This window comes from Cupriavidus necator N-1 (genome assembly GCF_000219215.1).
GTDB classification, from domain to species: domain Bacteria; phylum Pseudomonadota; class Gammaproteobacteria; order Burkholderiales; family Burkholderiaceae; genus Cupriavidus; species Cupriavidus necator.
Map to the genome: position 1 here is coordinate 67,704 of NC_015727.1, position 24,909 is coordinate 92,612.

Consider the following 24,909-nt stretch of genomic DNA (forward strand, 5'->3'; position numbering starts at 1 on the left):
CATGACCCAAACAGAACGAAATCATGTCCTTCACACTGATTCGAAGCGATCTGGTCCGCAGCCAGGTTCTGATCGACGGAAAATGGTCGCAAGCTGAGACGACCTTTGAAGTATCGGATCCTGCCTCGGGCGAGGTCATTACGCACGTTCCTGATTGCACGCCGGCGCTGGCGAGAAGCGCGGTCGATGCAGCAGAGGCGGCGCTTCCCGCCTGGCGGCAAACTTCCGCGAAGGCGAGAACAAAAGTGCTAAAGCGTTGGCGTCGTCTGGTTTTGGACAACGTGCATGATCTGGCTCGGATCATTTCGTCGGAACAAGGCAAACCGCTTCTCGAAGCGACTGCCGAGATCGAGTACGCGGCAAGCTACATCGAATGGTTCGCGGAGCAGGGGCCGCGTTTGAATGGGCATCTGATTCCATCGCCGATTAGCAGTCGGCAACTACAGGTCAGGCGTGAGCCGGTCGGAGTCGTTGCCGTCATTACACCCTGGAACTTTCCTGCCGCCATGATCGCGAGAAAGATCGCGACCGCTTTGGCGGCTGGATGCACGGTGGTCTGCAAGCCAGCGGAAGATACGCCTCTCACTTCGTTGGCGTTGCTGGCAGAAGCGGGGGCGCCAGCCGGCGTAGCAAATATCGTCACGGCGTCAAGGGCAAGAACCCCCGAGCTGGTAAGTGCGTGGCTGGAAGACTTTCGTGTGCGAAAGATCTCTTTCACAGGATCGACTGCGGTGGGCAAGCTCCTCGCTCAGCGTTCCGCGGCAACTCTTAAGCGCCTCTCGCTCGAACTTGGCGGTAACGCACCGTTCATCGTCTTCCCGGACGCGGATCTGGACGCGGCAGTCGAAGGCCTGATCGCAGCGAAGCTCAGAAACGGCGGTCAGACTTGTGTCTCGCCTAACCGGGTCTTTGTCCACAACGACGTCATCGACGCCTTCACGACCAAGCTGGTCAAGCGGGTCTCGGCCCTGAAGGTTGGTCCTGCGGAGGATCCTGCCTCGCAGATCGGCCCAATGATCAACCAGGGTGCAGTGAGGAAGATCGATGAGCATGTCAGCGACGCCATCAGTCGCGGTGCAAGGCTATTGGCGGGCGGGCGAAGGCTGGAAGAGATTGGGCGGAATTTCTACGCGCCGACCGTTCTCGCCGACGTGGACGACACGATGATGTTCTCGCGAGAGGAGACCTTTGGGCCGGTCGTGCCCGTTACGCAGTTTGCCACAGAGTCGGAAGTTATCCGCCTTGCTAACGATACTGCATACGGGCTGGCAGGGTACTTCTACTCTCGCGATGTTGGCACTGTACATCGGGTGGCCGATGCGCTCGAGGTTGGCATTGTCGGCGTCAATGAAGGTGCTATCGGTTCGGAAGCAGCACCGTTTGGCGGGGTAAAGGAATCGGGATACGGCCGAGAGGGATCGGTCTGGGGTCTGGATGACTATGTGAACGTCAAGTACGTTTGTATTGGCGGCCTCCAGTAGTACTCATGCATTTCACAGCCACCAGGAGTCAAGTGCGCGTCGCTTGCTCCTGGGATGAATAGGTAAGGAGGAGATTATGAGTGCTCAAGACTCTGCGCAGGTTTCAACCCGTACGATGGAATGGCTGAGGACGCTGATCGGATACAAGACAGTGTCCGGCAGTGACTCGAACCTCGAGTTGCTCGAATGTGTCGAGGCAACACTTTTAGCCCGAGGGTTTCAGGTGCGCTACAGCCGGTCACCTGACGGGGCACGGGCGAACCTTTTTGCATCGATCGGGCGGGGTGATGGCGGTCTTCTCTTTTCTGGGCACACCGATGTCGTTCCTACGACCGGACAGGAGTGGTCCCGCCCCGAGTTCACTTTGACGGAAGAGCAGGACCGGCTCTATGGTCGCGGTACAACCGACATGAAGGGGTACATCGCTGCAGTACTCGCTGCAGTGGAGAGTTTCCCGCTGGAGAATCTTCGCAGTCCGCTGCATGTGGCGCTGACTTATGACGAAGAGATCGGATGCGTGGGCGTTCGAGGGCTGCTCGCCGATCTAAGTTCTGCAGGGATTCGTCCTGCCGCCTGCGTGGTCGGAGAGCCAACGAGATTGCAGGTTGTCCGGGCACACAAGGGGCGACACTCCTACCGATGCCATGTTCGTGGACGAGCAGCACACTCGTCACTGGCTGGACTTGGTATCAATGCGTTAGTGGCAGCGAGTAGGGTGGTTGGCCTGGTCAGTCATCGTGCAGACATGCTGAAGAATCACGAGAACGATCAAGGATTCTACGTTCCGTATTCCACGATGGCTCCGTGCAGGCTTCTTGCTGGCAACGCCAACAATGTCATCCCCGAGGCGGCGGAGTTTGACTTCGACCTCCGGTTCCTCCCCTCCACAGATCCTGACGACGTCATGGCGCCGATCATTAACGCGGCCACCCTCATTGAGGGAGAACTTCGAACGAAGGTCGAAGACGCCAGTGTTCGGATCGAAAGGCGGACCGCGGTGCCGGCACTCGCGGAGCAGTCAGGCAGCGATGCAGTGGCCGAAATGGCACTACGCGCGGGTGCGCAGCGTGGAGCCAATGTGGCGTTCACAACCGAAGGTGGTCTGTATCAACAGGCAGGCATTCCCACCATCATCTGTGGTCCTGGAGACATTGCTCAAGCTCATACTGCTGATGAGTACATCGAGCGGTCGCAGCTTGCAGCCGCGAATCGGTTCGTTCGAAGGATGCTCGACGCTTTGAGTCAGTAAAGCGATTTCTTGCAGTAGCCGTTTGAGGTCGGGGAGCGAGCTAGTGCAGTGCATCGTAGCACGGAGGTGTCAGGAATTCTGTGTGCTGAGGTCGGTTAATTAAATCTCAGCGTAGGGCGTTGGTGAAGCGGTCACCGAAGAGAATGGCGAACTGGTTGGCCGCTTGTTTCCAGGTGATGGGCGGCATCTTCCAATCTTTCTCGATGTTGCGCAAGGCCAGGTACAGCAGCTTGCTGGCGGCTTCGTCGCTGGGGAAGTGGCCCCGGTTCTTGACGATCTTGCGCAACTGCATGTGCATGCTCTCGATGGCATTAGTGGTGTAGATGATTCTGCGCACTTCCGGCGGATAGGCGAAGAACGGGATGACCTGCTCCCATTGCCGCCGCCACATGTCGGCCACCGTCGGGAATTTGCGGCCCCAGTCGCTGCCGGCAAAGGCATCCAGCGCAGTGGCAGCGGCATCGGCCGTGGCAGCCTGGTAAATCGGCTTGAGCGCGGTCGCCAGGCCCTTGCGATCCTTCCAGCTCGCCAGGTTGAGCGAGTTGCGGATCAGGTGGACGATGCAGGTCTGGATTTGCGCGGCCGGGTAGACGGCCTCGATGGCCTGGGGGAAGCCGCGCAGGCCATCGACCACGGCGATCAGGATGTCCTCCAGGCCGCGGTTCTTCAGTTCGTTGAAGACCTTGAGCCAGAACTTGGCGCCTTCGGTCTGCTCGATCCACAGGCCGAGGACTTCCTTGCGCCCATCGGCGCGGATGCCCAGCGCGAGGTACACCGCCTTGTTCCTGACGGTGCCTTCGTCGCGGATCTTCAGGCGCAGCGCGTCGAAGTAGACGATGGGGTACATCGCCTCCAGCGGGCGCTGCTGCCATTGGTCGACCTCGGCCAGTACCTCGTCGGTGATGGTGGAAATCAGGTCAGGCGAGACCTGCAGCCCATACAGTTCCTGCAAATGGCCCTGAATCTCACGCACGCTCATCCCGCGTGCATACATGCTGATTACGTGGTCGTCGAAGCCGGACAGCCGGCGTTGGTACTTGGCGACCAGTTGCGGCTCGAAGGTGGCTTGCCGGTCGCGCGGAATGTCCAGTTCCAGCTCGCCGTTGGGCGTGATGACGGTCTTTGCACTGCTGCCGTTGCGGTGATTGCCGCTCTTGCCTTGCTTGGCCTCGCTGGCCAGATGGTGCGTCAGTTCGGCGGCAAGCATACGCTCGGCCAACTGCTTCTTGAGCAAGCCGGCCAAGCCTGATTCACCGAGAATCGACTCGGCGTCCTTGTTCTGTACCTGAGCCAGTAGTTGATCGATCAACTCATCCGGAAACAGCTTCGGCGCGCTCGATTTCTTGCTCTTCTTGGTCATGCTTGTTGTTTCGGTCATAAGGGCGTTTCTTTCGATATCGTCTCATGACCTCAACACACAAGAAATCTGACAGGCTCCGTAGCACTGCACTAATTCAGCGCACGCCAGGCTTCTGCGCGCGCCCAAGGCACCTCTTCAGTGCCGCTACGCCCCTCGAATGGGCTGCCGGCAACCTTGAATTCAACTTCAATTGAGGGTGAATTTCTCAGTTCGTAGACTGAGACTCCAAATCTTGTTGAGACACATCAAAAGCGTCGGCACTAGGAAAGTTAAGTCATACGCTGACCGACGCGGATTACCACGCAATTGCCCGGAGGTGGATATGCAGAGGAGACGTTTTTGTGGTGCCATGATCGCCGGTGGATTCGGCGCGTACATCGCACCGAGCTTCGCAATGGAGCGCCCAATCAGATTTGTCGTGCCTTTTGCACCTGGTGGGTCCGGAGACATGATTCCCCGTATGGTAGCGCCATCCATATCGGAGCTCTTGGGCCAACCTGTGATTATTGAAAACAAGGCAGGCGGAGGCGGAAGCATTGGGGCGAACTACGTCAGTCGTTCTTCGCCGGACGGCCTCACCATTGGCGTGGCCACTGTCAGTACGCACTGCATTTTTCCCGCGGTTTCCAAGTCGGCTCCATATGATCCTCTGAAGGACTTCGTCTACGTTAGCAACCTTGCACGCGTTCCGAATGTGGTGTCGGTGCACCCGTCCGTGCCTGCGAGCAACATGCGAGAGTTCATCGCGCTGATTCGTGACCCGAAATCGAACCTCAGCTTCGGTTCGCCGGGGGTAGGTTCGCTCGGACACATGATGGGTGAGCTGCTCATGCAGCAGACCGGTGGGCGGATGCTCCACGTCCCTTATCGTGGCGCGGGGCTGGCTCTGCAGGATGCCGTCGCGGGCCAGGTGCAGGTGCTGTGCGACAACCTCCCGGCGTCCCTTCCTCATATCAAGTCGGGAAAGCTGCGTGCGTTGGCCGTAGCCTGGCCTTCTCGGGTGACCCAACTCCCGAGCATCCCCACTTTTGGGGAGCTCGGCATGGCGGATCTCAATGGGCCAGCATGGTTCGGTTTGGTAGCGCCGGCCAGAACAAGCTCCGCTGTCGTAGACCGGTTGCAAAAGGCAGTTGCCAAGGCCCTTGCGCGTCCCGAAGTGCGGCAAAACATCGAGTCAACCGGAGCGGAGCCTGTGGGAGGTACTGCGATGGCATTCTCCGAAGACGTGCGTGCTGAGTATGCAAAGTGGAAGCGCGTGGCCGAGATTGGGAAGATCTCGTTGGAGTAGCTTCGTAAGTAACTCGGTGTGCCTGGCCGGGCTGGATCTTCCAGGGCGGCGAGGTCGAATGGGGTCTGAGAGATATGAGTGGGGGCTCAGGTTCTGCCCGAAGTGTTGCCAGAGTTGGTGAACAAATGACTGAACGTGGTGGCGGTGGAAGTGGTGACGACAATGTAGTTGGTTCTCCGATACGGACAAGGAGACGAAACGCTTCTGCAGCAGCGGCCGCAAAGCTGCGCGTGCATGCGAAGGATGGGCCACTGCGAGAAGACATTCGCTTTCTGGGGACACTGTTGGGGGAATGTCTCCGAGCTCAAGAAGGGGACGCAGCCTTCGACTTGGTGGAGAGAATTCGTCAGACCGCTGTCCGTTTCCGCCGCGAAAACGATCGGACTGCAGTTGCCGAACTCGACCGGTTACTGAAAGGGCTGTCACGCGACCAGAGCAATTCCGTGGTTCGTGCGTTCAGTTACTTCTCTCATCTGGTAAATATTGCCGAGGATCACCATCACAATCGGCGACGACGTATGCATGCTCTGGCCGGTTCGGCGGCAAGGCCAGGCACCATCCATCGGTCCCTGGAGGTGATTGACGCGGCCGGCGTCACTGGCAAGCAGTTGCGCGACTTCCTGGATGATGCGCTGATCATGCCCGTACTGACCGCGCACCGGACCGAAGTGCAACGCAAGTCGATCCTCGACGCCGAGCGCGAGATTGCCCGCCTGCTGGCCGAGCGCGACCTGCCGATGACGGCGCGCGAACGCGACCACAACACTGCGCAACTGCGCAACTGCGCAACTGCGCGCCCGCGTGACCACGCTGTGGCAGACCCGCAACACGCGGCTGATGGTGGTGGACGAGATCGAGAACGCGCTGTCCTACTACCGCACCACGTTCCTGCAGGGCATTCCGAGCCTGATGGCGGAAATGGAAGAGGACATCGCCGAAGTCTTCCCGCGCCGCTGGCGCCGTTCCTGCAGATGGGTTCGTGGATCGGCGGCGACCGCGACGGCAATCCGAACGTGACGGCCGAAACGCTGGAGCACGCGGCGCAGCAGCAATCCACGCTGATCATGCTGTGGTACCTGGAAGAGGTGCACGCGCTGGGCGCCGAACTGCCGCTGTCGTCGCTGTGGTCGACGCCAGCCCTGAATTGCTGGCGCTGGCCGAGGCCTCTCCCGACCATTCCGAGCACCGCGCCGACGAGCCGTACCGCCGCGCGCTGATCGGCATCTATGCCCGCCTGGCGGCCACCACGGAACGCCTGACCGGCCATGTGGCCCAGCGCCATCCGGTGGCCGACGTGGCGCCGTACGACAGCGCCGAGGCATTTGCCGCCGACGTGCAGGTCGTGCTCGATTCGCTGCGCCTGCACCACGGCGAAGCGCTGGCCCGTGGCCGTATCGATTCGCTGGTGCGCGCCATCGCCATCTTCGGCTTCCATCTGGCATCGGTGGGCAAGGTGGAACTGCTGCTGGCCGGACTGCGCCAGCCGCGCCTGCTGACGCTGCCGTGGCACGACTATTCCGAGCAGACCCGCAAGGAACTGGCGATCTTCTCGATGGCGCGCGACCTGCGCGCCCGCTACGGCAACCGCGCGGCCCGCAACTACATCATTTCCCACACCGAGACGCTGTCCGATCTGGTGGAAGTGATGCTTCTGCAGAAGGAAACAGCATGCTGCGCGGCGCGCTGGGCAGCAAGACCGATCCGGCCCGCATGGAGCTGATGGTCATTCCGCTGTTCGAAACCATCGAGGACTTGCGCAACGCGGCCGGCATCATGCAGTCGCTGCTGGACCTGCCCGGCTTCGACTCGGTGATCAAGCATCATGACGTCGAGCAGGAGGTGATGCTCGGCTATTCGGACTCGAACAAGGACGGCGGCTTCCTGACGTCGAACTGGGAGCTGTACAAGGCCGAACTGGCGCTGGTGAAGCTGTTCGAGGAGCGCCGCGTGAAGCTGCGCCTGTTCCATGGCCGTGGCGGCACCGTGGGCCGGGGCGGTGGCCCGACCTACGAGGCCATCCTGTCGCAGCCGCCGGGCACTGTGAACGGCCAGATCCGCCTGACCGAGCAGGGCGAAATCATCAATAGCAAGTTCGCCAATCCGAAAATCGGCCGGCGCAACCTGGAAACGGTGATCGCGGCCACGCTGGAGGCGTCGCTGCTGCCCACGCAGAACGCGCCGGCCGGGCTGGCCACGTTCGAAGGCATCATGCAGCAGTTATCGGACCACGCCTTCCGCGCGTACCGGCACTTGGTCTACGAGACGCCGGGCTTCAAGGACTACTTCTTCGCCACCACGCCGATCACCGAGATCGCCGACCTGAACCTGGGTTCGCGGCCGGCATCGCGCAAGCTGATGGACAAGAAGAACCGCAAGATCGAGGATCTGCGCGCGATTCCGTCGGGCTTCTCGTGGGGCCAGTGCTGCCTGCTGCTGCCGGGCTGGTACGGATTCGGCAGCGCGGTCAAGCCATGCTGGACGCGGCGCCGGACGAAAAGTCCCGCAAGGCCGCCGTGGCCACGCTGAAGCGCATGGTCAAGACCTGGCCGTTCTTCTGCACGCTGCTGTCGAACATGGACATGGTCCTGGCCAAGACCGACCTGGCCGTGGCCTCGCGCTACGCCGCGCTGTGCGAGGACCCGGCGCTGCGCAAGACCGTGTTCTCGCGCATCGGCGCCGAATGGCACCTGACCTGCGACATGCTGATCGCTGATCACGGGCCGCACTGAGCGCCTGGCCGAGAACCCGCTGCTGGCGCGCTCGATCAAGAACCGCTTTGCCTACCTGGACCCGCTGAACCACTTGCAGGTGGAACTACTCAAGCGCTACCGCGCCGGCAAGGACGCCGACGGGGTGCGCGTTGGGCGAGGCATCCATTTGACTATCAACGGTGTGGCAGCAGGACTTCGAAACACCGGCTAGCAACTGCCAAGCTTGGGCAGTGTAGCTAGTGCCAGCCTGGCCTATGCGGCGGACGATCTGTCCGGCGATCGGAATTTCTGGTAAGGAATAGTGAAAGAACGTGTTTTACGTGATGAGCCGTTTGCTCTAGAGCAGTGATAGCTTGACCCACAGTTCATAGCCCGCACGTACGCGGGCTGTTTTTTTATGCGTTCTCGACTCTGCCGCGGTGAAAGCTCCGTGAGGCTGGTTGAACAACCCCCTATTTTGTAGCTTGTACAGACTCGAGATGCGCCGAGGGGCTCGTCCTCAATCTCCGAAATGAACGGAACTCTTCCGATCCGTGGCGCCACCAGCCGGAAAAATATGCGCGGCAACAATGTTGCCTACGACAGAACTTGCGCGCACACTCGTGCTTTCTTTCGGTTTAAGCTGGCACGATGCCGCAGAACGCCTGTCGCCGGACGTTCGCTCTCTGGCGGATGAACCGGTCCGAATGGCCGAAGAACTAGGAGCAGCGGCCATTTGGCGCGCATTGGGCGAGAGGCCGAAAATGGCCGGGATCGGCCGGTCGCTGCGGTATGCCGGTGTCTAGGCGCCTTCATCCAAGCCCGAGATGGAGTCCTATGGTAAGGTTGCCGGGATGAGTTCATGGACTTCAACTGGTGTTGCAATGGGCCGCACCTATGTGGTGCCGGGGGAGTGATGCAGCGTGAGTGATGCGAAGCAGGAAACGCGGCGCACGCTACGGACTGAGAGAGTTTCAATCAGCAGGGCTTTGCGCCTGAGCGTGCCGCCAGATGCCAGGCCTGCGCCGGTCAACGGGAAAGACTGGCTGCGGCAGAGGAAAGAGCAATTGCAGGCTGCCCGTGCCGCTGCCAAGCAAAGGCGCGATCTACTAAGAGCCGAAATCATGTCGGCCGTGCAAGAAGTTGCGCGAGAGGAACGCACTGCTGCGCGGCTAGAAGCTGAACGCCTGAAGGCGGAAGCCAAGGCTGCGCGGACCTACACGCGGGAGGACGCACGCGCCGGCGCCAAGTTCGAGCGCGGCCAACCAACCCGCTCGGCGTCCAAACGAAAGACGCTTGCTAATGAGAAACGCAAGCTGGTCTCTTACGCTGATCTGTTGCGGATGCGTGGGTGATCTGGTGGAAGTTCGACAGGGCGGACTGCCGATCGATTTCGTGGAAGGCGGCGTGGATCTCGTGATCCGATTCGACGCGTTGTCGGACAAGCGGCTGAACGCGCGGTGGACCATGTCGAACCGGCGGTTGACCTGCATTCGCTATCGACCCAATGCAGCCGCTGCCGACCCGCTGCCGTCGTTCCCCCCAGTACGGCTCCAGCGTCAACTTCTGAAGTACGGCGGTCATTCAACGCTGCGTTACAGCGGGCAGATCATCGACATGGACATGCGTCAGTCTATTCTCGGGATGACTGTACTAGTCGTAGAACGTTCCGCATATCTGTGCGTGATTAAAAACGCACTCCTTCCTCGCCAAAGCCGGGCGGCAATGCAGTTTAGGTAACGTCGAGCGTCTGAGGAGTGGACTATTGGCGCCTGCCCTATACGAGGCGGAAAACTTTACGCGACTGTCTGAGCTAGGTCTGGCGCCCACTGGTAGAGTCGGCCCCTCACCGAGGACATGCATCGAGTGCATGCCTTATGCACCACTGCATAGCACAGGAAATTCCTTGCGCTGGACGCAGACTGAATTCAGGTCTATATTTGGACCGGAAGTCTCACGCCTAAGGAGCGGGATATGAAACCGAGTCAGGTCAAGCCCATAAGCTACCTGAAAAGCCACGCAGCAGAAATCGTCCGGGACATCACCGAGAGCGGCGAGCCCATGCTGATCACACAGAACGGCGAGGCAAAGGTAGTCGTGCAGGATGCCCAATCCTATGAGGACATGCAACAGACGGTTGCCCTTCTGAAGATTCTGGCGATGGGTCAGAATGACATCGAGACGGGCAACTTCACCCCGACGGACGAAGTGTTTGCCGAACTGGAGCGGATGGACAGGGAGGAAGGGATCGAATGAAGTCTGTAATTCTCGGGCCTGCCAAGTCCGACTTGCAAGACTTGCGACGGTACATCATTAATAAATTTGGCAACAAAGCTTGGCTTGAGACCAGAAACAAGATTCAACAATCAATCAAGCAGGTAGAAGATTTCCCACTGAAGGGCAGCAACCCACCCGAGTTGATAGATTTCCAACCAACGAAATACTATCAAGTCATCAGCGGCATGAACAGAATCATCTACCAGATTGCAAACGACACCATTTACATACACATCATAAGCGACACCCGGCGAGACCTTAAAGCAATACTCGCAAAACGGCTCCTAAGAACGTAGGAACTAAGAAGGTCTCATTTTCCTGTCCTCCGTGGGAGCCTACGCTTGCTTCCGCAACACCTAACTCACACAGATTACGTTGCTCGCGCAGCGATTCGCGGTCGAGGTCATAGGTCTTCGATCTGGCGGGGTACCTTCACGGATCTGGGCTCGCGGGATCCTCGTGTGAATTGCAGTGCTGGCATGTATCTATGGTTCCAATGCCCAGGGGAAATGAGTTCGCGTGGAAATAGGTGGGATGCGTGCGTTTCGATCCCAAGGTGCAGGCCGACTTCGTCTACCACAATGGCCTTCGGTAAATGGCCCTGATGGCCGATCAGCAGCCTTGGCCTTCCTGATCCCGGTCGTCGCTTCCCGACTCGGGGAGGAAACCGCGGGATGCAGCGATGTGGTGCGCCGGGCTATGGCGATTCAAGCGTTTGCTCGGTCAGCAATGCCAAGGGATGTCGCAGGAAGCGAGGCGTGAAGTGGACGTAGGCATGACGCGGGGTGGTGGCTGGTCAGAATCCCTGGGACGCTGCGAGCATTTGATTAGGGGGCGTGAGACAGCGAGCACGACTGTCCGCTTTCGGCTCCGGTCTCCGAAGAGCCGACGATCGAGTTTGATGGGTAGGACGTGTGGGGCCTGATTGGCTACACAATCCCGCCGCAGGTCAGGCAGTTGGACTTCACGTTTTGTTCTGCAAAAAATTGGATCACAAAGCCGTGCGAAAAAGAGCGCGATGGAGTCAGCAATTGAAGGCGGAAGTCAGGGGGACTTCGGTCATTCGTCTATTCGTCTGGCTAGACGCCAATGACCGTGACTGGCCGAACTCGGAAGTCCGTCGTGGGCCGGTGATCCGTTGGCCCTCTTGCGCCGCGGAACTTCCGCAATCGACCCAAAGGCGAACTTCGTTCCGGCTCGCCAGACGGCCGGAAAGCCGGCATACAAGGGGTTAGGTGCTGCCTGCCTGCGCGGTGATTGTCGTGCGCGCGATCGAGCCGCCCGCCCTTAGCCGAGTTGCTCGGCAAGCCCGACGATGATGCCCTCAGGCCCGCGAATATAGGCGAGCCGGTACGATTTCTCGTACTGCATCTGGCCAATGAGTTCTGCGCCATGGGCCTGCATCCGCGCAACGACAGCATCGATGTCATCGACGGCAAACATGATGCGACGAAGACCCAAAGCGTTCACTGGCGCGTCCACGGGCCCAAACCTGACTGCGTTTGGCGTGTGGAATTTGTCCAGTTCAATTCCCTGCCCATCGGGAGTCCGCAGCATCGCGAGGGTGGCTCGGACGTCTCCAAGTCCTATGAGGCTCCCAACAGAAGGCCCTTCAACCGTGGTTTGGCCCTCAAGCTCGAGGCCCAACTCGAAAAAGAACGCCTTCACCGCTTCGAGATCGTCGACAACTATCAGGACGTTGTCCATTCGCTTGACTGTCATGTCCTTCGGTCCCTCTTTCAACGGTGTCGCGTATTTGGGGGAATTGGCATCTAGATCGAGCCGGGCGGATGAATATACTGAGACTGAGGAAACAGCCTACCCGAGAGATGCCCTTGGCGACTGGGCCGGGAAGAGCCATAGGTCGACCCGTGCCCGGTTGGCGCTTCCCTAGTCGCATCCCTCACTGCACCTCCGGAGTGTCCGTTTGGTGAATCTCAAATATTCAAAATATTTGAATAACATATCAGCGAATGGATCACTTTTAGCAACGCTATCGCCGCTATAGTTCTGCACATGGAAGACGCAACAACGCAAAGAGCGAAAGCAGCGCCGCCAGACGGAAGCTCAAAATCATTGAATCAACATATACCGGAGAACATTATGTCGAACTCCAAACTGGAAGTCCTGACCCCGCACAACAGCCAGATTATCTTCATCGACCATCAGCCCCAGATGGCCTTTGGCGTGCAGTCGATGGACCGCCAGACCATGAAGAACAACGTGGTCGGCCTGGCCAAGGCGGCCAAGATCTTCGACATCCCGACCACCATTACCACGGTCGAGTCTGACTCGTTCTCGGGCTATAGCTACCCCGAACTGCTCGACGTGTTCCCGGGTAAGCAGACGCTCGAACGCACCTCGATGAACTCGTGGGACGACCAGAAGGTGCGCGACGCGCTGGCCGCCAACGGCCGCAAGAAGGTGATCGTCGCCGGCCTGTGGACCGAGGTCTGCAACACCACGTTCGCGCTCTGCGCGATGCTCGAAGGCAACTACGAGATCTACATGGTGGCCGACGCCTCGGGCGGCACCACCAAGGAAGCGCACGACTACGCGATGCAGCGCATGGTGCAGGCCGGCGTGGTGCCGGTGACCTGGCAGCAGGTGCTGCTTGAATGGCAGCGCGACTGGAAGAACCGCGACACGTACGACGCGGTAATGAATGTGGCCAAGGAACACTCGGGTGCCTACGGCATGGGCGTGGACTACGCCTACACCATGGTCCACAAGGCCGAGCAGCGCACCGCCACGAAGCACGAATCGCTGGCTCCGGTCCATGCACAGGTGATCGAGCGGTAATTCTGCATTCGCGGGCTGGACGTTCCATAGGACGTCCAGTCATTTCAGAAACGGGGCCAACTGCCTACTTCAATCCCGACTGACTCAGACCGCGGCTTGAAGCAAGATCGCGGTCTCAAATGAACAGGAGAACTCCCATGTCCAAACTACCGTTGCTCGAACCCGCGGATTGTGCATTGATCCTCGTTGATGAACAGGCGGGCCTTGCGTTCGCCGCGGGTTCTCAGGACCCCCAGATTCTGCGCAGTAATGGCCTTGCGGTCGCGAAGACGGCGGTCGCCTTTGACTTGCCGGTTGTGGTCTCCACTTCGGCCTCGAAGGTCTACAGCGGCCCATTGATGCCGGCTTTTCGGGAAGTGCTGCCAAACGTCACGCCGATTGAACGCCGCAACATGAACCTTTGGGAAGACGATGCGGTCCGCGACGCGATTACGGCTACCGGAAAGCGTACGCTGATCATCGCGGGCATGCTGACGGAGGCCTGCGTGAGCTTCCCGGTTCTTTCAGCGCTGTCCGAGGGATATCAAGTCTACGTGGTTGCCGATGCTTGCGGTGGACTGACACCAACAAGCCATGACCTTGCGTTGCGACGGATGGCTTCCGCTGGCGCAGTCATGACATCCTGGCTCCAACTCCTTCTCGAATTTCAGAGAGACTGGACGCGTCATGACACATATGAGAAGGCTCGCTCGATCGTGGTTGAGCATGGTGGTGGGTATGGCACGGGGCTCGCATACGCGCGTGACATGATCAAACCGACATGAGCGCGTGTATCGGTCATGCATGCGGCTAACTCTGCCTCATTCTGAGGGACGTAAGTTGAGGGGAGGGGGCGACCGGCGCTTTCCGACCCCTCTCTGCCATTCGCAATCACGCCGACAGATGGCCGCTTCGGGCCGAACTACGGTCAGCTCGTAGAGCTGCTATCGTCAGCGCGTCCCTTTCCCTCTGATACGCACCCGTCCGAATGGGGGGCATGCAACGCAAGCTGCTGCAAGTTCCCGAGCGAAGAAGCATTGCCCGGGCCTCTGGATGGATCGAGAAGTTCATCGAGCCCTGTTGAGCGACGCCATCTCGGGCCTGAAACGCAGCGGCGGGGCAAGCCGCTCTTTCGGCGTCATCTTGGTGGAACCTCCGCTCTGGCCGGCCATGCCTGCTGTGCGTTGGCGGCGTGCCGCGGCAGGAGGCCGGCGGCCGCAAATGCACCAGCGGTGCGCGCGAGGAATTTCCGACGCGTCGTGCTGATGGCGCCTCCGTTCAGCATGTTGCGGGAATGACGGGGAGAAGCAGGAACGACGCGTACTTCTCGCCCGTGTGAACGGTGGTCTGACCGGCGAAGCGGTCAGACCTGCGGTCGTCGGGGTGATCGTGCAGCAGCACCGACGAGCCGCGCATCGACTTGCCATAAATCTGCGGATAGGGCCCGGGCAGGTCGTGCTCGAAGTCCGAGCTGCCCACAGTCAGCACCAGCCGGTAGCCCTTCTGGAAGACGAAGCACATGGGCCAGATCTCGACCTGCAGCTCGTAGATCTCGTTCGGTTCGAGAAGTTGGATCTCCTGGTGCGTGTGCACGGGCTGATACGGCCTGGAGGCTTGAGGATCCAGCTTTCGGTGCGACGCTCTAAGCCAGCCTTGCGCGAGGGGGGCATTGGGTTCGACTGCCCCCAAGATCAGGTGCTCCTTGCCGTCCGGAGCGAAAGCCCGCAGCGTCAGGAACAGATCCGCATCGCGGGCCGTCGTGGAGATCCAGAGCGTGGCAGACAGCGGGCCGGTCACCTCGGTTTCGCGCTCGAAGGGTGCAGTGCTGAAGCTTACCTTGCCTGCCATGCCGTCAAACGAGACGCGCGAAGCTGTCACGCTCGGCTCCGATCGCAGGCTCTGTGCGCCGGCGTCCAGATACATGGGCGTCCATGCGGTGCGCGCCAAGGGCCATTCATGCTCGTCGCGCTCCACAAAACGATCCACGTGGCGCACCTGCATCTTGATGGGCGGCTGCCGATCCCAGCCGTTGTCCTCACCCTTAAGGAAATGATCGAAGAACCGCTTCTGGAGCGCCACGCCGTAGTCCGTATAGAACTCCGTCCAATGCTCGAGCCCGTGCAATTCGAGCCACTTATGCTTCGAGCCGGCCCCCAAGTAGCCTTGGACATTGCCGCGGAGGTGCAGGCCATGGCCACCCCAGTTTGCGCAGGAAAGCACCGGTACCTCGATTGCACCCAAGTCCGCACGGCGGCCGTCGAAGTAGCTATCACTGATGAGCTCGGCGCTCAACTGCGTCGCGTTGATGTCCACGCGATTGGCGAGCAGTTCCTCGTCGCTGAGCTCGGCTGGCCCGGAGATAGGCAACCCGGTGTTGGGATTCACATGCCCACGCCGTCCGAGGCCGTGCTGCACGTTTTCCACCTGCTTCGGATACCAGGCCACCATGAACGTGTTGAGGATGCCGCCATGCCGGCAGGCGTCGCGATAGTAGTCGGAGAACCCCTCGAACGGGCAGATCGCGGCCAGATGCGGAGGACGTTTCGCCGCCACCAGCCATTGGGTGGCTCCGTAGTAGGAAACGCCGGCCAGGCCGATCTTCCCGTTGCTCCACGGTTGTTTCGCTGCCCATTCAATGCAATCGTAGAAGTCCTGCGCCTCGCGCGGGGAGAAGCAATCGATGACGCCCGGCGATCGGCCAGCGCCGCGCGAGTCCACGCGAATGCAGATGTAACCCAACGGCACCCATCTCTCCGGATCCGCGGTTTCCCAGTTCGCGTACTTGCCGCTGCTGCCCTTCAGAATTTCCGGGTGCTTAGTAGTGAGCGATTGCCATTGTGCGGGGAATCCCACCTGGAATGGCAGGCCTTTTGCGTATGGCCCGTAGGACATCAACACCGGGTAGCGTCCTTCCTCTTTCGGGCGAAAGACGTCGGCCCGAACCACCAAACCATCGTCCATGGGGATTTCAACGTCCCAATCGATTTGCATGTCTGTCTCCTGATCGGTTTATCTTGTAAGCGGCTAAAGCTTGTGGCGCATGCCCAGCGCAAAGCTGGTGCCACTGCCTTTTCCGGTAACCTTGTCGAACATCGTCACAGCGTATACGTCCGTGCGTTTCGACAGAGCATAGTCATAACCACCGGCAAGTCCGTGACGCCGATAGTCCGCCATGACATCGCTACGTACGCGTGAAGACACTGCAGAGGCCAGGATCTTCCCGCTGCCGACCGGAATCTGGGCACCCACCTGCAGCGCGTCGGTCGTCGTTGATGCACCGCTGGTACTTGTGTGGGCATACTCGGTCAGCAGCTTGATGGCCTTGAAGTCATAGGACAATCCCCCGACCATCGCTGTCTGCGCCCAACTTCCCGCAGGAAGTCCGGGACCGAGCCGGGTTTTCTGGATGCCAAAACTTGCCGACAATGGCCCGCGATCATAGAGCAGCATACCGACAGCATTGTTCTGCGAATTCGTGCCCGGCTGCTCGCCAAGGCTATACAAGCCCCGGAACGAAATCCCAGCGAATTCCGGTGAGTAGTAGCCGATCGCGTTATTCCACGCGGTATCGCCGGCAATGAATCGGCCCTGCTGGGGCGTCCACAGCACGTTCTGGAGCGGCGAAAACTTGGTCGACCCGGAAAACGCATCGAAGAGCGCGGTCGCCAGAAACGTCGGATTTGCTAGTCGCCCGAGACGCACTTCGCCAAAACCGCCCTCCAGGCCGACGTAGGCATTTCGGGAAAAGAGGCCATCCGTGGGAGCGCGCCCATTGGCACCCGTGTCCATTTGGAAGAATCCCTCGAGGCGGTAGTTCGCCTTAAGACCGGCTCCCAAATCTTCGCTTCCTGTCATGCCCCAGAAGGACGTCTGCAGACCTCCACTTTCCACGCCAGTTGCAGAACGTTGTCCACTGAGATGGGTAACGCCGACATATGCGTCCGCGAGTCCATATAGCTGTGCGTTGGTCGCGTAGGACGCGCAAGGCAGCGCAAAGAGTGCCAGCGCATACAACCTTACTATCGGTTGCGCCCTCCGTGAGCCACCCGGTTCGCTACCAGCTTTACCATAGACGGCAAAGCTTGCTTGTCGTTCCTTGTACAAAATTGATCTCCTCCGTTTTACTTACTTCGATCACCTCAAAAGAACAGCGTGGTCTTGGCGCAAGAGCAGCCTCACTGACGGGGGCGGTCGTCCTTTTCTGCGGCATTGCGAATGCCGGTATTCGCCCGAGGGAGCTGAGCGCGAGGCCCCACTCACCACAGCATCGCAGCCCATAATCGGCGGGGAGTGGCGCGCGCGGCAGTAGTGGGTTGGAGACGGTCAGGCGGACGCAGGGGCCGGCAGCACGGTCCCATAGTTGAGGCCGAAGCCGATCCGCGCATAGTCGTCGCGCTCGCACCAGCCACGGAACACGACGGTATCGCCATCCTCAAGGAAGCCGCGTTGTTCGCCGTCGCCGATATCTACCGGTTGCGTCCCGGATACTGTGAGTTCGATCAGCGCACCCGCCTCGCCTGGGGCGGGGCCCGAGATCGTGCCGCTGCCCAGCAGGTCGCCGCTCTGTAGGTTGCAACCGCCCATGGTGTGGTGCGCAATCATCTGGCTCAGCGTCCAGTACTGGTGTCGGAAGCTGGTATGGGTCAGCGTGCGCGGTTGCCGGCCCTGTGTTAGCTGGCGCGCGCTGAGTATCGAGACCTCCAGTTGGATGTCGAAGGCGCCGGCCGCGGCATTGTCCGCCGAGCGAAGGTAGTCGAGCGGTTGCGGGCGCCCTGGGGAGCGCGTCCAGCCTGTACGGTAAGGCAGCAGGGCTTCCAGCGTGACGATCCAGGGCGACAATGTGGTGGCGAAGTTCTTGGCCAGAAATGGCCCTAACGGTTGCATCTCCCAAGTCTGAATGTCGCGCGCGGACCAATCGTTGAGCAGGCACAGGCCGAATATGTGCTGCTGTGCCTTTGCCAGCGGGATAGGCGTACCACGTGCATTTCCGATGCCAATCACCGCGCCCACTTCCAGTTCGTAATCCAGACGCTGGCAAGGTCCATACACAGGTGCGCTGCCCGGATCGGCGCGGTACTGCCCCATCGGCCGGTAGACCTGCTGGCCACTGACGCCGATGGAAGACACCCGGCCGTGATACGCGATCGGCAGCCAATCAAAATTGGGGTTCACCTCCAGCCCGAACTGGCGACAGCAGTTCACGGCGTGGTCGAGCGAAGTATAGAAATCCGTGTAGTCGCCAATGCGTATCGGGACCGCAAACTCGGCCGCCGCCTGCGGCACCAGCGTTTCGCGTACTGGACGCTCATGCACACTGTCTGCCTCCAGCAGCGCAAAGATGCCGTGGCGCAATGCGCGCCAGGCGCTCGGACCCAGGTCCAGCAGTGCATTTAGCGTCGGCGCTGCGGCGGCCCGCGTGGCTTCGGCGGCCAGGTCTTGCAGGCAGCCTCTGCCATGCAAGGCGGCCAGGTCGACGATCTGGTCACCGATCGCAACGCCGCCACGCCAGGGCTCCGCGCGGCCAAGCCGACGGAATATGCAGAGCGGAAGATTCTGCAGCGGAAAATCGCAGCCTGCAGCATTGGCCGAGTCCAGCCAGCTGTGGCGGGAGGCATCATGGGTGTGGTTCAGTTCCATGGTGGTATCAGGCGGCATTCAGGGCATCGTCGAAGATGGCAACGGCGCGGGTCCAGCCGGCCGAGGCCCCGCGAATCTTGTGCGGGAAGCAGGAGATGTAGAAGCCATGCGGCGGCAGCGCCTCCAAGTTGTGCAGCTTCTCCAGGTGGCAATAGCCAATGTTGCGGCCCGCCTTGTGGCCTTCCCAGATCAGCGAGGCGTCCTGTGTCTCGGCATACTTGCGGGCCGTGTGCACGAACGGCGCGTCCCAACTCCACGCGTCGGTACCGGTCAGCCGCACGCCACGTTCAAGCAGGTACATGGTGGCGTCGAACCCCATGCCGCAGCCGGACGAGACGTAGTCAGGCTGGCCGTAGCGCTTGCCCGCACGCGTGTTGACCACCACGATCTCCAGCGGCTTGAGCACGTGCCCGATTCTGTCGAGTTCGGCATCAACGTCGTTAGCGGTCACCACATAGCCGTCGTCCAGACCGGTGAAGTCGAGCTTCACGCCTGGCTGGAAGCACCACTCCAGCGGCACCTCGTCAATGGTGATGGCGCGCTCGCGCTGCCCCAATGACTCGTTCATGGTGCTGTGGAAGTGATAGGGCGCATCCAGGTGGGTGCCATTGTGCGTATTGAGCTGGATGCGCTCGATCGCCCAGCCTTCGCTGTCCGGCAGGTCGGACGGCTTCAGTCCCGGGAAAAAAGACGTGACCTGCTCGGCGGTCGAGCGGTGCGACAGGTATTCGATCCGGGGGCCATAGCCGGGAGGATCGGAGACGACATCGTTTTCCAGGTAGATCGAGAGATCGACGAAGCGGCGGGTCATGGTGGGAGGTCCTCTTTGGAGATGCATGAAAAGGGGGAAGGCGGGCTCAACTGGCATCGAGGGACGGCGCGGTGCCCGGCGCCTTGCGGGCGCCCACACCGGTATCCTGCTCGGCAATTTCGCGTGGCAGCAGGGCAACCACGATCGCGGATAGCAGGAACAAGCCGCCGCACAGCGCGATACCGGGCGCAAAGCCGAACCCAGTCGCCGCCCAGCCCAGCGCCAGCGGAGCAAAGGCGGAGATGCCACGGCCGACGTTGAAGCAGAATCCGGCGCCGGTTGCGCGGATGCGCGTCGGGAACAGTTCGGCGAAGTAGGAGCCCACGAGGCCGGCGAAGGCCATGAAGAAGGCGAATACCGGGCCGAGGACGAGCAGGGTCGCATGGTCCGTGGCGAAAGCGTAGGCCGGTAGCGTCAGTCCGGAGCCGACCAGCGACGCGATCACGGCACGCTGTTTCCCGATGCGGTCTGCGAGCAGGCCGAAGACGTTATAGCCAAGGAACATGCCGACATTCAGCACGGCAACGAAGCTTGCCATGGTGGTGACATCGAGCCCCCGCTCCTTGACCAGGAAGGTCGGTAGCCAGGTCGAAGCGCCCCAGTACGCGGACAGCGCCAAGGCCGAGGTCGCGGTGCCGAGCAGGGTAATGCGCAGCAAGCTCGGCGCGAACAACTCAGCAAGGCTGGCGCGGCCGGCGCTTGCTCTGGCGGACTGGTCGCCATAGCGTTGCGCGAGCCAGACCTCCGATTCCGGCACGCGCAGCCAGACGTAGAAAATGGCGATGGCCACGGCCCCGCCGCAGAGAAAGAACAACACGCGCCAGCCATGCGCCGGCAGCAGGTAGGCCGCTGCCAGGGCGGCCACGGTTGCGCCCGCCGAGAAGGAACTGAGCACGAAGGCAGTGGCCCGTCCTCGCTGGTGCGCCGGCCAGGTCTCGTTGACATGAGCCGCGGCCGTGCTCCAGACCCCGCCCAGGCCGAGGCCTGAGAGGAAGCGCAGGAAGAGGATCTGGCGCCAGTCTGTGGCGCCGGAAATTGCCATCGTGAGCGCGCCGAAAGTCACCAGAGACAGTAGCAGCGCCGTGCGGCGGCCCATGGTATCCGCCAGCCTCCCCATCACCACGCTGCTCAGCCCGATGCCGAGCAGCGTGGCTGTGACCAGCAAGCCGGCCTGCGCCTGTGTGATGTGAAGGGATGCGGTAATTGCCGGCATGGCGATGGCAAGGATGATGATGTCCACCGCGTCGAACATATAGCTCAGGAAGCAGCCGATAAGCACGCGCCACTTCAGCGAAGCAGGATTGGGGGGCATGATGGGTCTCCTGATTTGGCGCCCCTGGCCGAAGCAGGTGACGCACCCGTTTGCACTGACTGTACGATCGTGCAGTCTCGAACGGAACGGACTGTACGCTCGTACAGTCAAACGTTACACTGGGGTAAACTCGGGTGCGAATGTGGCGAAGTGAGGTTCGCTACAATGGCGCGTCTATATGGAGGCAGCATGGAAGGCAGGGAAGCGCGGAAGTCGGCGGTCGGGGCGCGGGGCAGGGCGCGGGAAGAAGTGCAGGGGCTGCCGATCCCGGAAGCGAGCAAGCGCGAACGCGTGCTCGATGCAGCGGAGCGGCTCTTTGCCGAGGGCGGCTTTGACGGCGTGTCGATGCGTGATATCGCGGCGGCCGCGGACGTTGGCTTGCCGCTGATCGTTTACCACTTCGAGACCAAACGAAATCTGTACCGCGCGCTCTTTGAACGGCGTAAGACGCTCTTCGAGGCCCGGCTGGCGGCGCTACACGAACCCCTCATCGCCGGCGAGGATCCGGTGGAGCACATCGTGCGTGCGTTCGTGCAGCCAGTAATGCGGATCCAGGACACGGAGGCCGGCATTGCCTACGCCAAGCTCGTCGCACGCGAGGCATCGGATCCAAGAGAAGCTGAGCGAGGCATTGTTGCGGACTACTTCGACCCCTTTGCCATGGAATTCGTCAAGGCGATCCGCAAGGCCCTGCCAGGCAACAGCGCCGGCTATGCGCATTGGGCCTATCTGTTTGCCGTGGGGGCGCTGGTAATGAGCGTGTTCGACAGCCGTATCGAGCGCATCTCCGGCGGCAAGGTCAAGGCCGGCGACGTGCGGCGCAAGTCCGAGTACCTGGTGACCTTCATCGCAGCGGGCATTCGCGCCGGGGCCGACCGGACCTGAACAGACCCTTCTATGAGGGCGAGGATGTCAAGCTCCTCCGGGATTGAATTTCCATAGACATGACTGGCGCGATGCTTTCTCCTTGCAAGCCTCGAATCTTCGTGGGCTGACACGGCGTGAAACCGAGGTCGGGGTTACGTAAGGCCGGGACCCAGCCCCGGTCTACCTTCTATCCGTGCCCGGCGCAAGGCCGGGTCACCACATACCGCATGCGCGAGGCGCTGGAACACCCCTGTTACCTGCGCGCGCCCCATCTAGAAGAACGGCTACCCGCTGGGGGCAGCCCGAGTCTGTTACGGGCGCGCTGACCTGCGATCGTTACCGCTTAGCCTTCCATACTCAGGCGGCATCACGTTGCGACTGGTTTGAAGCTGGCCTGGACTGGAATCTCGCCGTACTCGAGATAGCGCCACAGGCCAATAGCCAATCGCCGTGCCAGTGCCACAATACCGATGCGCCGCATGCGCTTGCCACCTGGCGCAAAGCGCTCATTGAACCATTGGGTGAGCTGACTTGCAGGCTGGTAGCGTAACCAGCTCCACGCAAGTTCAATCATCAGCCAGCGGGCTCGTTTGTTGCCAGCCTTGCTGATGCCTTGCTCGACCTGGCTTTCGCCGCTGCTGTAGGGCGTCGGCGCCAAGCCCAGGGAGCTGGCGACTTCGCGCCGGTTGTGAAAGTTCCGCCAGCCAAACAGTTCCTTGACCAGGATCCAGGCACTGCCGACGCCAATCCCGCGCAGCCGCGCGAGCAGGGCGATCGCCGGCTGCGCGCCGGCCTTTACGGTCGCGTGCTGCTGGGCTTCGATCGTCCTGATCTGCGTAACCGCCAGTGACAGTCGCGCGACACTGCGCTCGATCTCGGCGCGCAGCCCCACAGGCAGTTGCGCGCCATGATCGTTCCACCAGTGCGCCCAGGAACGGCCGCCGACGTGGGCGACCCGCAGGTTGTGCAATACCAGCAGCGAGCGAATTCGGTTGCTGAGGGCGGTGCGTTCCTGCCTGAGTCGCCCCAGTTCCCGGTGCAACCGCCGCTCGTCTTCTTGCTCCGGGGTGGGAACCCGCGCGACGCCCCACACGCGTCGCTCCCCCGCGTGATAACGCAGCAGCATCGAGAGCAGCTTGTCGCCGTCGAGCCGGTCGGTCTTGGCACGTCGTGCACGCCGGTTGACTTCGATACTGGACGAGTCCACCACCAGGTTATCAATGCCTTGTTCGGTCAGCCAGCGGTGCAGCCAGAAGCCATCGCGGCCAGCCTCGTAACAACTGCGGACCGGCACCTGCGATGTCAGTCCGCAGCGTGCTTTGGCCTTGGCAATCGCTCGCAGGACCGCGTCCTTGTCACCGGCCGCCACCGTATACCGGCTCGGCCCGCGTACGCCGTCGCCAAGCGACAGCTTCCAACTCTTCTCGCCCAGTTCGAAGGCCATATACAGTCGACCAATAACTGCCCTATCCTGTCCTTGAAGGGCTGTGTCGGGCGCATTCATTTGCAGGCTCCTTTCGTAAAACGGGTTCGTGAAGCTTCGTTTTACTCCAGGGGGCTTATCTGTCCAGCCCTTCCATAGACAGTATGACTTCCGTGAGGCAGAGGCTGGCCTGCCGCGAGGAATCAAACGCGGGTTAGCATTGCTGCCAGAGCCGCACGGTGCGGACAGGGCCGCACCCGGCGATTTCCGGCACGGAGGCCAGCATGGACCACGATAGCACGCTTTATGTAGGGCTCGACGTTCACAAGGAATCGATCACGGTCGCCTATGCGCTCGGCGAGGGCGAGGTTGAACTGCTCGGCAAGATCGGCACGACGAAGGCGGAAGTCGAACGCTTGTGCAAGCGCCTGCAGTCCAAAGCGCGACGGGTCAGGGTCGTCTACGAGGCGGGCCCATGCGGATATGGTCTTTACCGACAGCTTGCAGGGAAGGGATTCGACTGCATGGTGTGCGCACCGTCGTTGATTCCCAAAAAGCCGGGTGAACGCGTCAAGACTGATCGACGTGACGCCGTGAAGCTCGTGCGTGCGCTCCGCGCGGGCGACCTGTCGAGGGTCTATGTGCCCACCGTGGAGGACGAAGCGTTCCGCGATCTCTCACGTGCGTGGGTAAGTGCCAAAGACGATCTGAAGCGTGCCCGGCAACGGCTGAAGGCCTTTCTGCTCTCGCATGGGGTGCGCTATGCGGGCCGGGCCGACTGGGGGCCGGCGCACCGGCGCTGGCTGAGCACGTATGCGTTCGACAGCGCGTGGCAGCAACTGGCGTTCGAGGAGCATCGACGCACGATCGAGGACCGCCTCGCGCAATGCGCCCGGCTGGAGGCCGCGTTGCGCGAGGCGGTCGTCAACTGGCACTTCTATCCGGCCGTGCTCGGCCTGCAAACGATGCGCGGCGTGCAATTCACCACAGCAGTGGGCATGCTCGCGGAGTTGGGCGATCTCTCGCGCTTTGAGCATCCGCGCCAATTGATGGCATGGCTGGGGGTGACACCATCCGAACACTCCTCCGGCGATAGGCGCCGTCAGGGCAGCATCACCAAGACCGGCAACAGCTATGCAAGGAAGCTGCTCGTGGAGGCCGCCTGGAGCTACCGGCATCCGGCACGCGTAAGTCCCGACATTCAACGTCGGCACGAAGGCATCCCGAAGGCTATCATCGATCGCGCCTGGGACGCGCAGGTCCGGCTATGCCGGCGCTATCGCAAGCTGGCCGCGCGAGGCAAAAACGCGAACATCGCGGTAGTCGCGACGGCTCGCGAACTGGCCGGCTTCATCTGGGACATCAGCCAGCTGTCCATGTCCTTGGCCGTATCGGAAGAGGCGCCCGCCGTGTAACACAGCGCTTCGTCAACCACCCCACAACCCACTGGAAGAGTTTCCTGAAGGCGGCGTAGCCCGGGCATCCGAGTAACCCGCGAAGATACTACGCAAGGAATGTCATCCGATTTGCGACCATAGGTAGCGGCAGGCTCGTTGGACGGACCTCTGTAATGCGGTAGCCAACCCGCGAATATCAGTGTGATCCACCGTCGAGAATTACTGCTACGTCGCCCTCAGGAAATTCAGATCAAATGCACTGACCAGAAACCGAACCAATCCGATTGACAACGGAAGTCATATCAGTATCTAATCAACCGGTATCTGGATTATCTA

General features: G+C 61.0%; 22 protein-coding genes and 1 pseudogene. 15 read left to right on the forward strand and 8 right to left on the reverse strand.

All coding sequences use genetic code 11. The annotated features are described in order from the left end of the window. The first annotated feature begins 23 nt into the window (after positions 1-23). Both CNE_RS30510 and argE read left to right on the forward strand, forming a co-directional pair. Positions 24-1,481 (forward strand): NAD-dependent succinate-semialdehyde dehydrogenase, encoded by a 1,458-nt coding sequence (locus tag CNE_RS30510; protein WP_013958558.1) that lies wholly within the window; start codon positions 24-26, stop codon positions 1,479-1,481. Between the two features lie 76 nt (positions 1,482-1,557). After that, positions 1,558-2,730 (forward strand): acetylornithine deacetylase, encoded by a 1,173-nt coding sequence (gene argE / locus CNE_RS30515; RefSeq protein ID WP_013958559.1) that lies wholly within the window; start codon positions 1,558-1,560, stop codon positions 2,728-2,730. 106 nt (positions 2,731-2,836) lie between these two features. On the opposite strand, the gene CNE_RS30520 is transcribed toward argE, so the two are convergent. Next, positions 2,837-4,090 carry an IS256 family transposase gene (locus CNE_RS30520; RefSeq protein ID WP_148271715.1) on the reverse strand — a complete coding sequence of 418 codons (1,254 nt, stop codon included), beginning with the start codon at positions 4,088-4,090 and terminating at the stop codon, positions 2,837-2,839. A 394-nt stretch (positions 4,091-4,484) separates the two neighbouring features. Here CNE_RS30520 and CNE_RS30525 point away from each other — a divergent pair, with 394 nt between their 5' ends. The 9 genes and pseudogenes from CNE_RS30525 (at position 4,485) to CNE_RS30550 (ending at position 10,641) form a co-directional block, all read left to right on the forward strand. Further along, the gene (locus tag CNE_RS30525; protein ID WP_269148758.1) at positions 4,485-5,378 is read left to right on the forward strand and encodes a tripartite tricarboxylate transporter substrate binding protein BugE; all 894 of its coding nucleotides are present in this window, start codon (positions 4,485-4,487) and stop codon (positions 5,376-5,378) included. Positions 5,379-5,503: 125 nt separating this feature from the next. Then, positions 5,504-7,098, forward strand: a pseudogene (locus CNE_RS43320) (phosphoenolpyruvate carboxylase). Beyond that, positions 7,047-7,904 (forward strand): phosphoenolpyruvate carboxylase, encoded by an 858-nt coding sequence (locus CNE_RS43325; RefSeq protein WP_167540195.1) that lies wholly within the window; start codon positions 7,047-7,049, stop codon positions 7,902-7,904. The pseudogene CNE_RS43320 and the gene CNE_RS43325 overlap by 52 nt, the downstream one beginning before the upstream one ends. Beyond that, complete coding sequence (locus CNE_RS43330) at positions 7,892-8,107, forward strand: phosphoenolpyruvate carboxylase (RefSeq protein ID WP_167540196.1); 216 nt, start codon at positions 7,892-7,894, stop codon at positions 8,105-8,107. Before CNE_RS43325 ends, CNE_RS43330 begins: the two co-directional genes overlap by 13 nt. Before the next feature lie 34 nt (positions 8,108-8,141). Further along, positions 8,142-8,300 carry a phosphoenolpyruvate carboxylase gene (locus CNE_RS43335; protein ID WP_455423805.1) on the forward strand — a complete coding sequence of 53 codons (159 nt, stop codon included), beginning with the start codon at positions 8,142-8,144 and terminating at the stop codon, positions 8,298-8,300. A 691-nt stretch (positions 8,301-8,991) separates the two neighbouring features. After that, complete coding sequence (locus tag CNE_RS30535) at positions 8,992-9,423, forward strand: hypothetical protein (protein WP_013958562.1); 432 nt, start codon at positions 8,992-8,994, stop codon at positions 9,421-9,423. A gap of 4 nt (positions 9,424-9,427) precedes the next feature. After that, positions 9,428-9,808 (forward strand): hypothetical protein, encoded by a 381-nt coding sequence (locus CNE_RS30540; RefSeq protein ID WP_148271716.1) that lies wholly within the window; start codon positions 9,428-9,430, stop codon positions 9,806-9,808. A 234-nt stretch (positions 9,809-10,042) separates the two neighbouring features. After that, on the forward strand, positions 10,043-10,324 hold the full coding sequence (locus tag CNE_RS30545; protein WP_013958564.1) for a type II toxin-antitoxin system Phd/YefM family antitoxin: 282 nt from the start codon (positions 10,043-10,045) through the stop codon (positions 10,322-10,324). Then, positions 10,321-10,641 carry a type II toxin-antitoxin system RelE/ParE family toxin gene (locus CNE_RS30550; RefSeq protein WP_035825719.1) on the forward strand — a complete coding sequence of 107 codons (321 nt, stop codon included), beginning with the start codon at positions 10,321-10,323 and terminating at the stop codon, positions 10,639-10,641. The genes CNE_RS30545 and CNE_RS30550 overlap by 4 nt, the downstream gene beginning before the upstream one ends. A gap of 991 nt (positions 10,642-11,632) precedes the next feature. Here CNE_RS30550 and CNE_RS30555 read toward each other — a convergent pair. Beyond that, positions 11,633-12,067 carry a VOC family protein gene (locus CNE_RS30555; protein ID WP_013958566.1) on the reverse strand — a complete coding sequence of 145 codons (435 nt, stop codon included), beginning with the start codon at positions 12,065-12,067 and terminating at the stop codon, positions 11,633-11,635. Positions 12,068-12,448: 381 nt separating this feature from the next. Between CNE_RS30555 and CNE_RS30560 the strand changes: the two genes are divergently transcribed. After that, positions 12,449-13,147 (forward strand): hydrolase, encoded by a 699-nt coding sequence (locus CNE_RS30560; RefSeq protein ID WP_013958567.1) that lies wholly within the window; start codon positions 12,449-12,451, stop codon positions 13,145-13,147. 137 nt (positions 13,148-13,284) lie between these two features. After that, positions 13,285-13,911 (forward strand): hydrolase, encoded by a 627-nt coding sequence (locus CNE_RS30565; protein WP_013953086.1) that lies wholly within the window; start codon positions 13,285-13,287, stop codon positions 13,909-13,911. A gap of 493 nt (positions 13,912-14,404) precedes the next feature. Here CNE_RS30565 and CNE_RS30570 read toward each other — a convergent pair whose 3' ends face one another. From CNE_RS30570 to CNE_RS30590, 5 genes are all read right to left on the reverse strand, one after another. Then, entirely contained in the window at positions 14,405-16,117 is a 1,713-nt protein-coding gene (locus CNE_RS30570; RefSeq protein ID WP_013958568.1) for a CocE/NonD family hydrolase, read from the reverse strand. A gap of 33 nt (positions 16,118-16,150) precedes the next feature. Next, positions 16,151-17,230, reverse strand: coding sequence for a porin (locus CNE_RS30575; protein ID WP_013958569.1), 1,080 nt, complete (start codon positions 17,228-17,230; stop codon positions 16,151-16,153). Positions 17,231-17,449: 219 nt separating this feature from the next. Continuing rightward, positions 17,450-18,763, reverse strand: a complete 1,314-nt coding sequence (gene fahA, locus CNE_RS30580; protein WP_041228958.1) for a fumarylacetoacetase — start codon at positions 18,761-18,763, stop codon at positions 17,450-17,452. 7 nt (positions 18,764-18,770) lie between these two features. Further along, entirely contained in the window at positions 18,771-19,574 is an 804-nt protein-coding gene (locus tag CNE_RS30585) for a cyclase family protein (protein ID WP_041228959.1), read from the reverse strand. Between the two features lie 46 nt (positions 19,575-19,620). Next, complete coding sequence (locus CNE_RS30590; RefSeq protein WP_013958572.1) at positions 19,621-20,886, reverse strand: MFS transporter; 1,266 nt, start codon at positions 20,884-20,886, stop codon at positions 19,621-19,623. Positions 20,887-21,075: 189 nt separating this feature from the next. On the opposite strand from CNE_RS30590, the gene CNE_RS30595 reads away from it, so the two are divergent. Beyond that, on the forward strand, positions 21,076-21,771 hold the full coding sequence (locus tag CNE_RS30595) for a TetR/AcrR family transcriptional regulator (protein ID WP_041228960.1): 696 nt from the start codon (positions 21,076-21,078) through the stop codon (positions 21,769-21,771). A gap of 349 nt (positions 21,772-22,120) precedes the next feature. On the opposite strand, the gene CNE_RS30600 is transcribed toward CNE_RS30595, so the two are convergent. Further along, positions 22,121-23,257 carry an IS110 family RNA-guided transposase gene (locus CNE_RS30600; RefSeq protein ID WP_013958574.1) on the reverse strand — a complete coding sequence of 379 codons (1,137 nt, stop codon included), beginning with the start codon at positions 23,255-23,257 and terminating at the stop codon, positions 22,121-22,123. Positions 23,258-23,460: 203 nt separating this feature from the next. Here CNE_RS30600 and CNE_RS30605 point away from each other — a divergent pair, with 203 nt between their 5' ends. Continuing rightward, positions 23,461-24,591 (forward strand): IS110 family RNA-guided transposase, encoded by a 1,131-nt coding sequence (locus CNE_RS30605; protein WP_013958575.1) that lies wholly within the window; start codon positions 23,461-23,463, stop codon positions 24,589-24,591. Positions 24,592-24,909 lie beyond the last annotated feature (318 nt).

Bases quoted from the DNA above. Each gene is read 5' to 3' on its own strand.
- CNE_RS30550 (WP_035825719.1), top strand. From the start codon at position 10,321: ATGAAGTCTGTAATTCTCGGGCCTGCCAAGTCCGACTTGCAAGACTTG.
- CNE_RS30510 (WP_013958558.1), top strand. From the start codon at position 24: ATGTCCTTCACACTGATTCGAAGCGATCTGGTCCGCAGCCAGGTTCTG.
- CNE_RS30600 (WP_013958574.1), bottom strand. From the start codon at position 23,257: ATGAATGCGCCCGACACAGCCCTTCAAGGACAGGATAGGGCAGTTATT.
- CNE_RS30525 (WP_269148758.1), top strand. From the start codon at position 4,485: ATGGAGCGCCCAATCAGATTTGTCGTGCCTTTTGCACCTGGTGGGTCC.
- CNE_RS30585 (WP_041228959.1), bottom strand. From the start codon at position 19,574: ATGACCCGCCGCTTCGTCGATCTCTCGATCTACCTGGAAAACGATGTC.
- CNE_RS30595 (WP_041228960.1), top strand. From the start codon at position 21,076: ATGGAAGGCAGGGAAGCGCGGAAGTCGGCGGTCGGGGCGCGGGGCAGG.
- CNE_RS30545 (WP_013958564.1), top strand. From the start codon at position 10,043: ATGAAACCGAGTCAGGTCAAGCCCATAAGCTACCTGAAAAGCCACGCA.
- CNE_RS30565 (WP_013953086.1), top strand. From the start codon at position 13,285: ATGTCCAAACTACCGTTGCTCGAACCCGCGGATTGTGCATTGATCCTC.
- CNE_RS30590 (WP_013958572.1), bottom strand. From the start codon at position 20,886: ATGCCCCCCAATCCTGCTTCGCTGAAGTGGCGCGTGCTTATCGGCTGC.
- fahA (WP_041228958.1), bottom strand. From the start codon at position 18,763: ATGGAACTGAACCACACCCATGATGCCTCCCGCCACAGCTGGCTGGAC.
- CNE_RS43325 (WP_167540195.1), top strand. From the start codon at position 7,047: ATGCTGCGCGGCGCGCTGGGCAGCAAGACCGATCCGGCCCGCATGGAG.
- CNE_RS30605 (WP_013958575.1), top strand. From the start codon at position 23,461: ATGGACCACGATAGCACGCTTTATGTAGGGCTCGACGTTCACAAGGAA.
- CNE_RS30570 (WP_013958568.1), bottom strand. From the start codon at position 16,117: ATGCAAATCGATTGGGACGTTGAAATCCCCATGGACGATGGTTTGGTG.
- CNE_RS30560 (WP_013958567.1), top strand. From the start codon at position 12,449: ATGTCGAACTCCAAACTGGAAGTCCTGACCCCGCACAACAGCCAGATT.
- argE (WP_013958559.1), top strand. From the start codon at position 1,558: ATGAGTGCTCAAGACTCTGCGCAGGTTTCAACCCGTACGATGGAATGG.
- CNE_RS30520 (WP_148271715.1), bottom strand. From the start codon at position 4,090: ATGACCAAGAAGAGCAAGAAATCGAGCGCGCCGAAGCTGTTTCCGGAT.
- CNE_RS30555 (WP_013958566.1), bottom strand. From the start codon at position 12,067: ATGACAGTCAAGCGAATGGACAACGTCCTGATAGTTGTCGACGATCTC.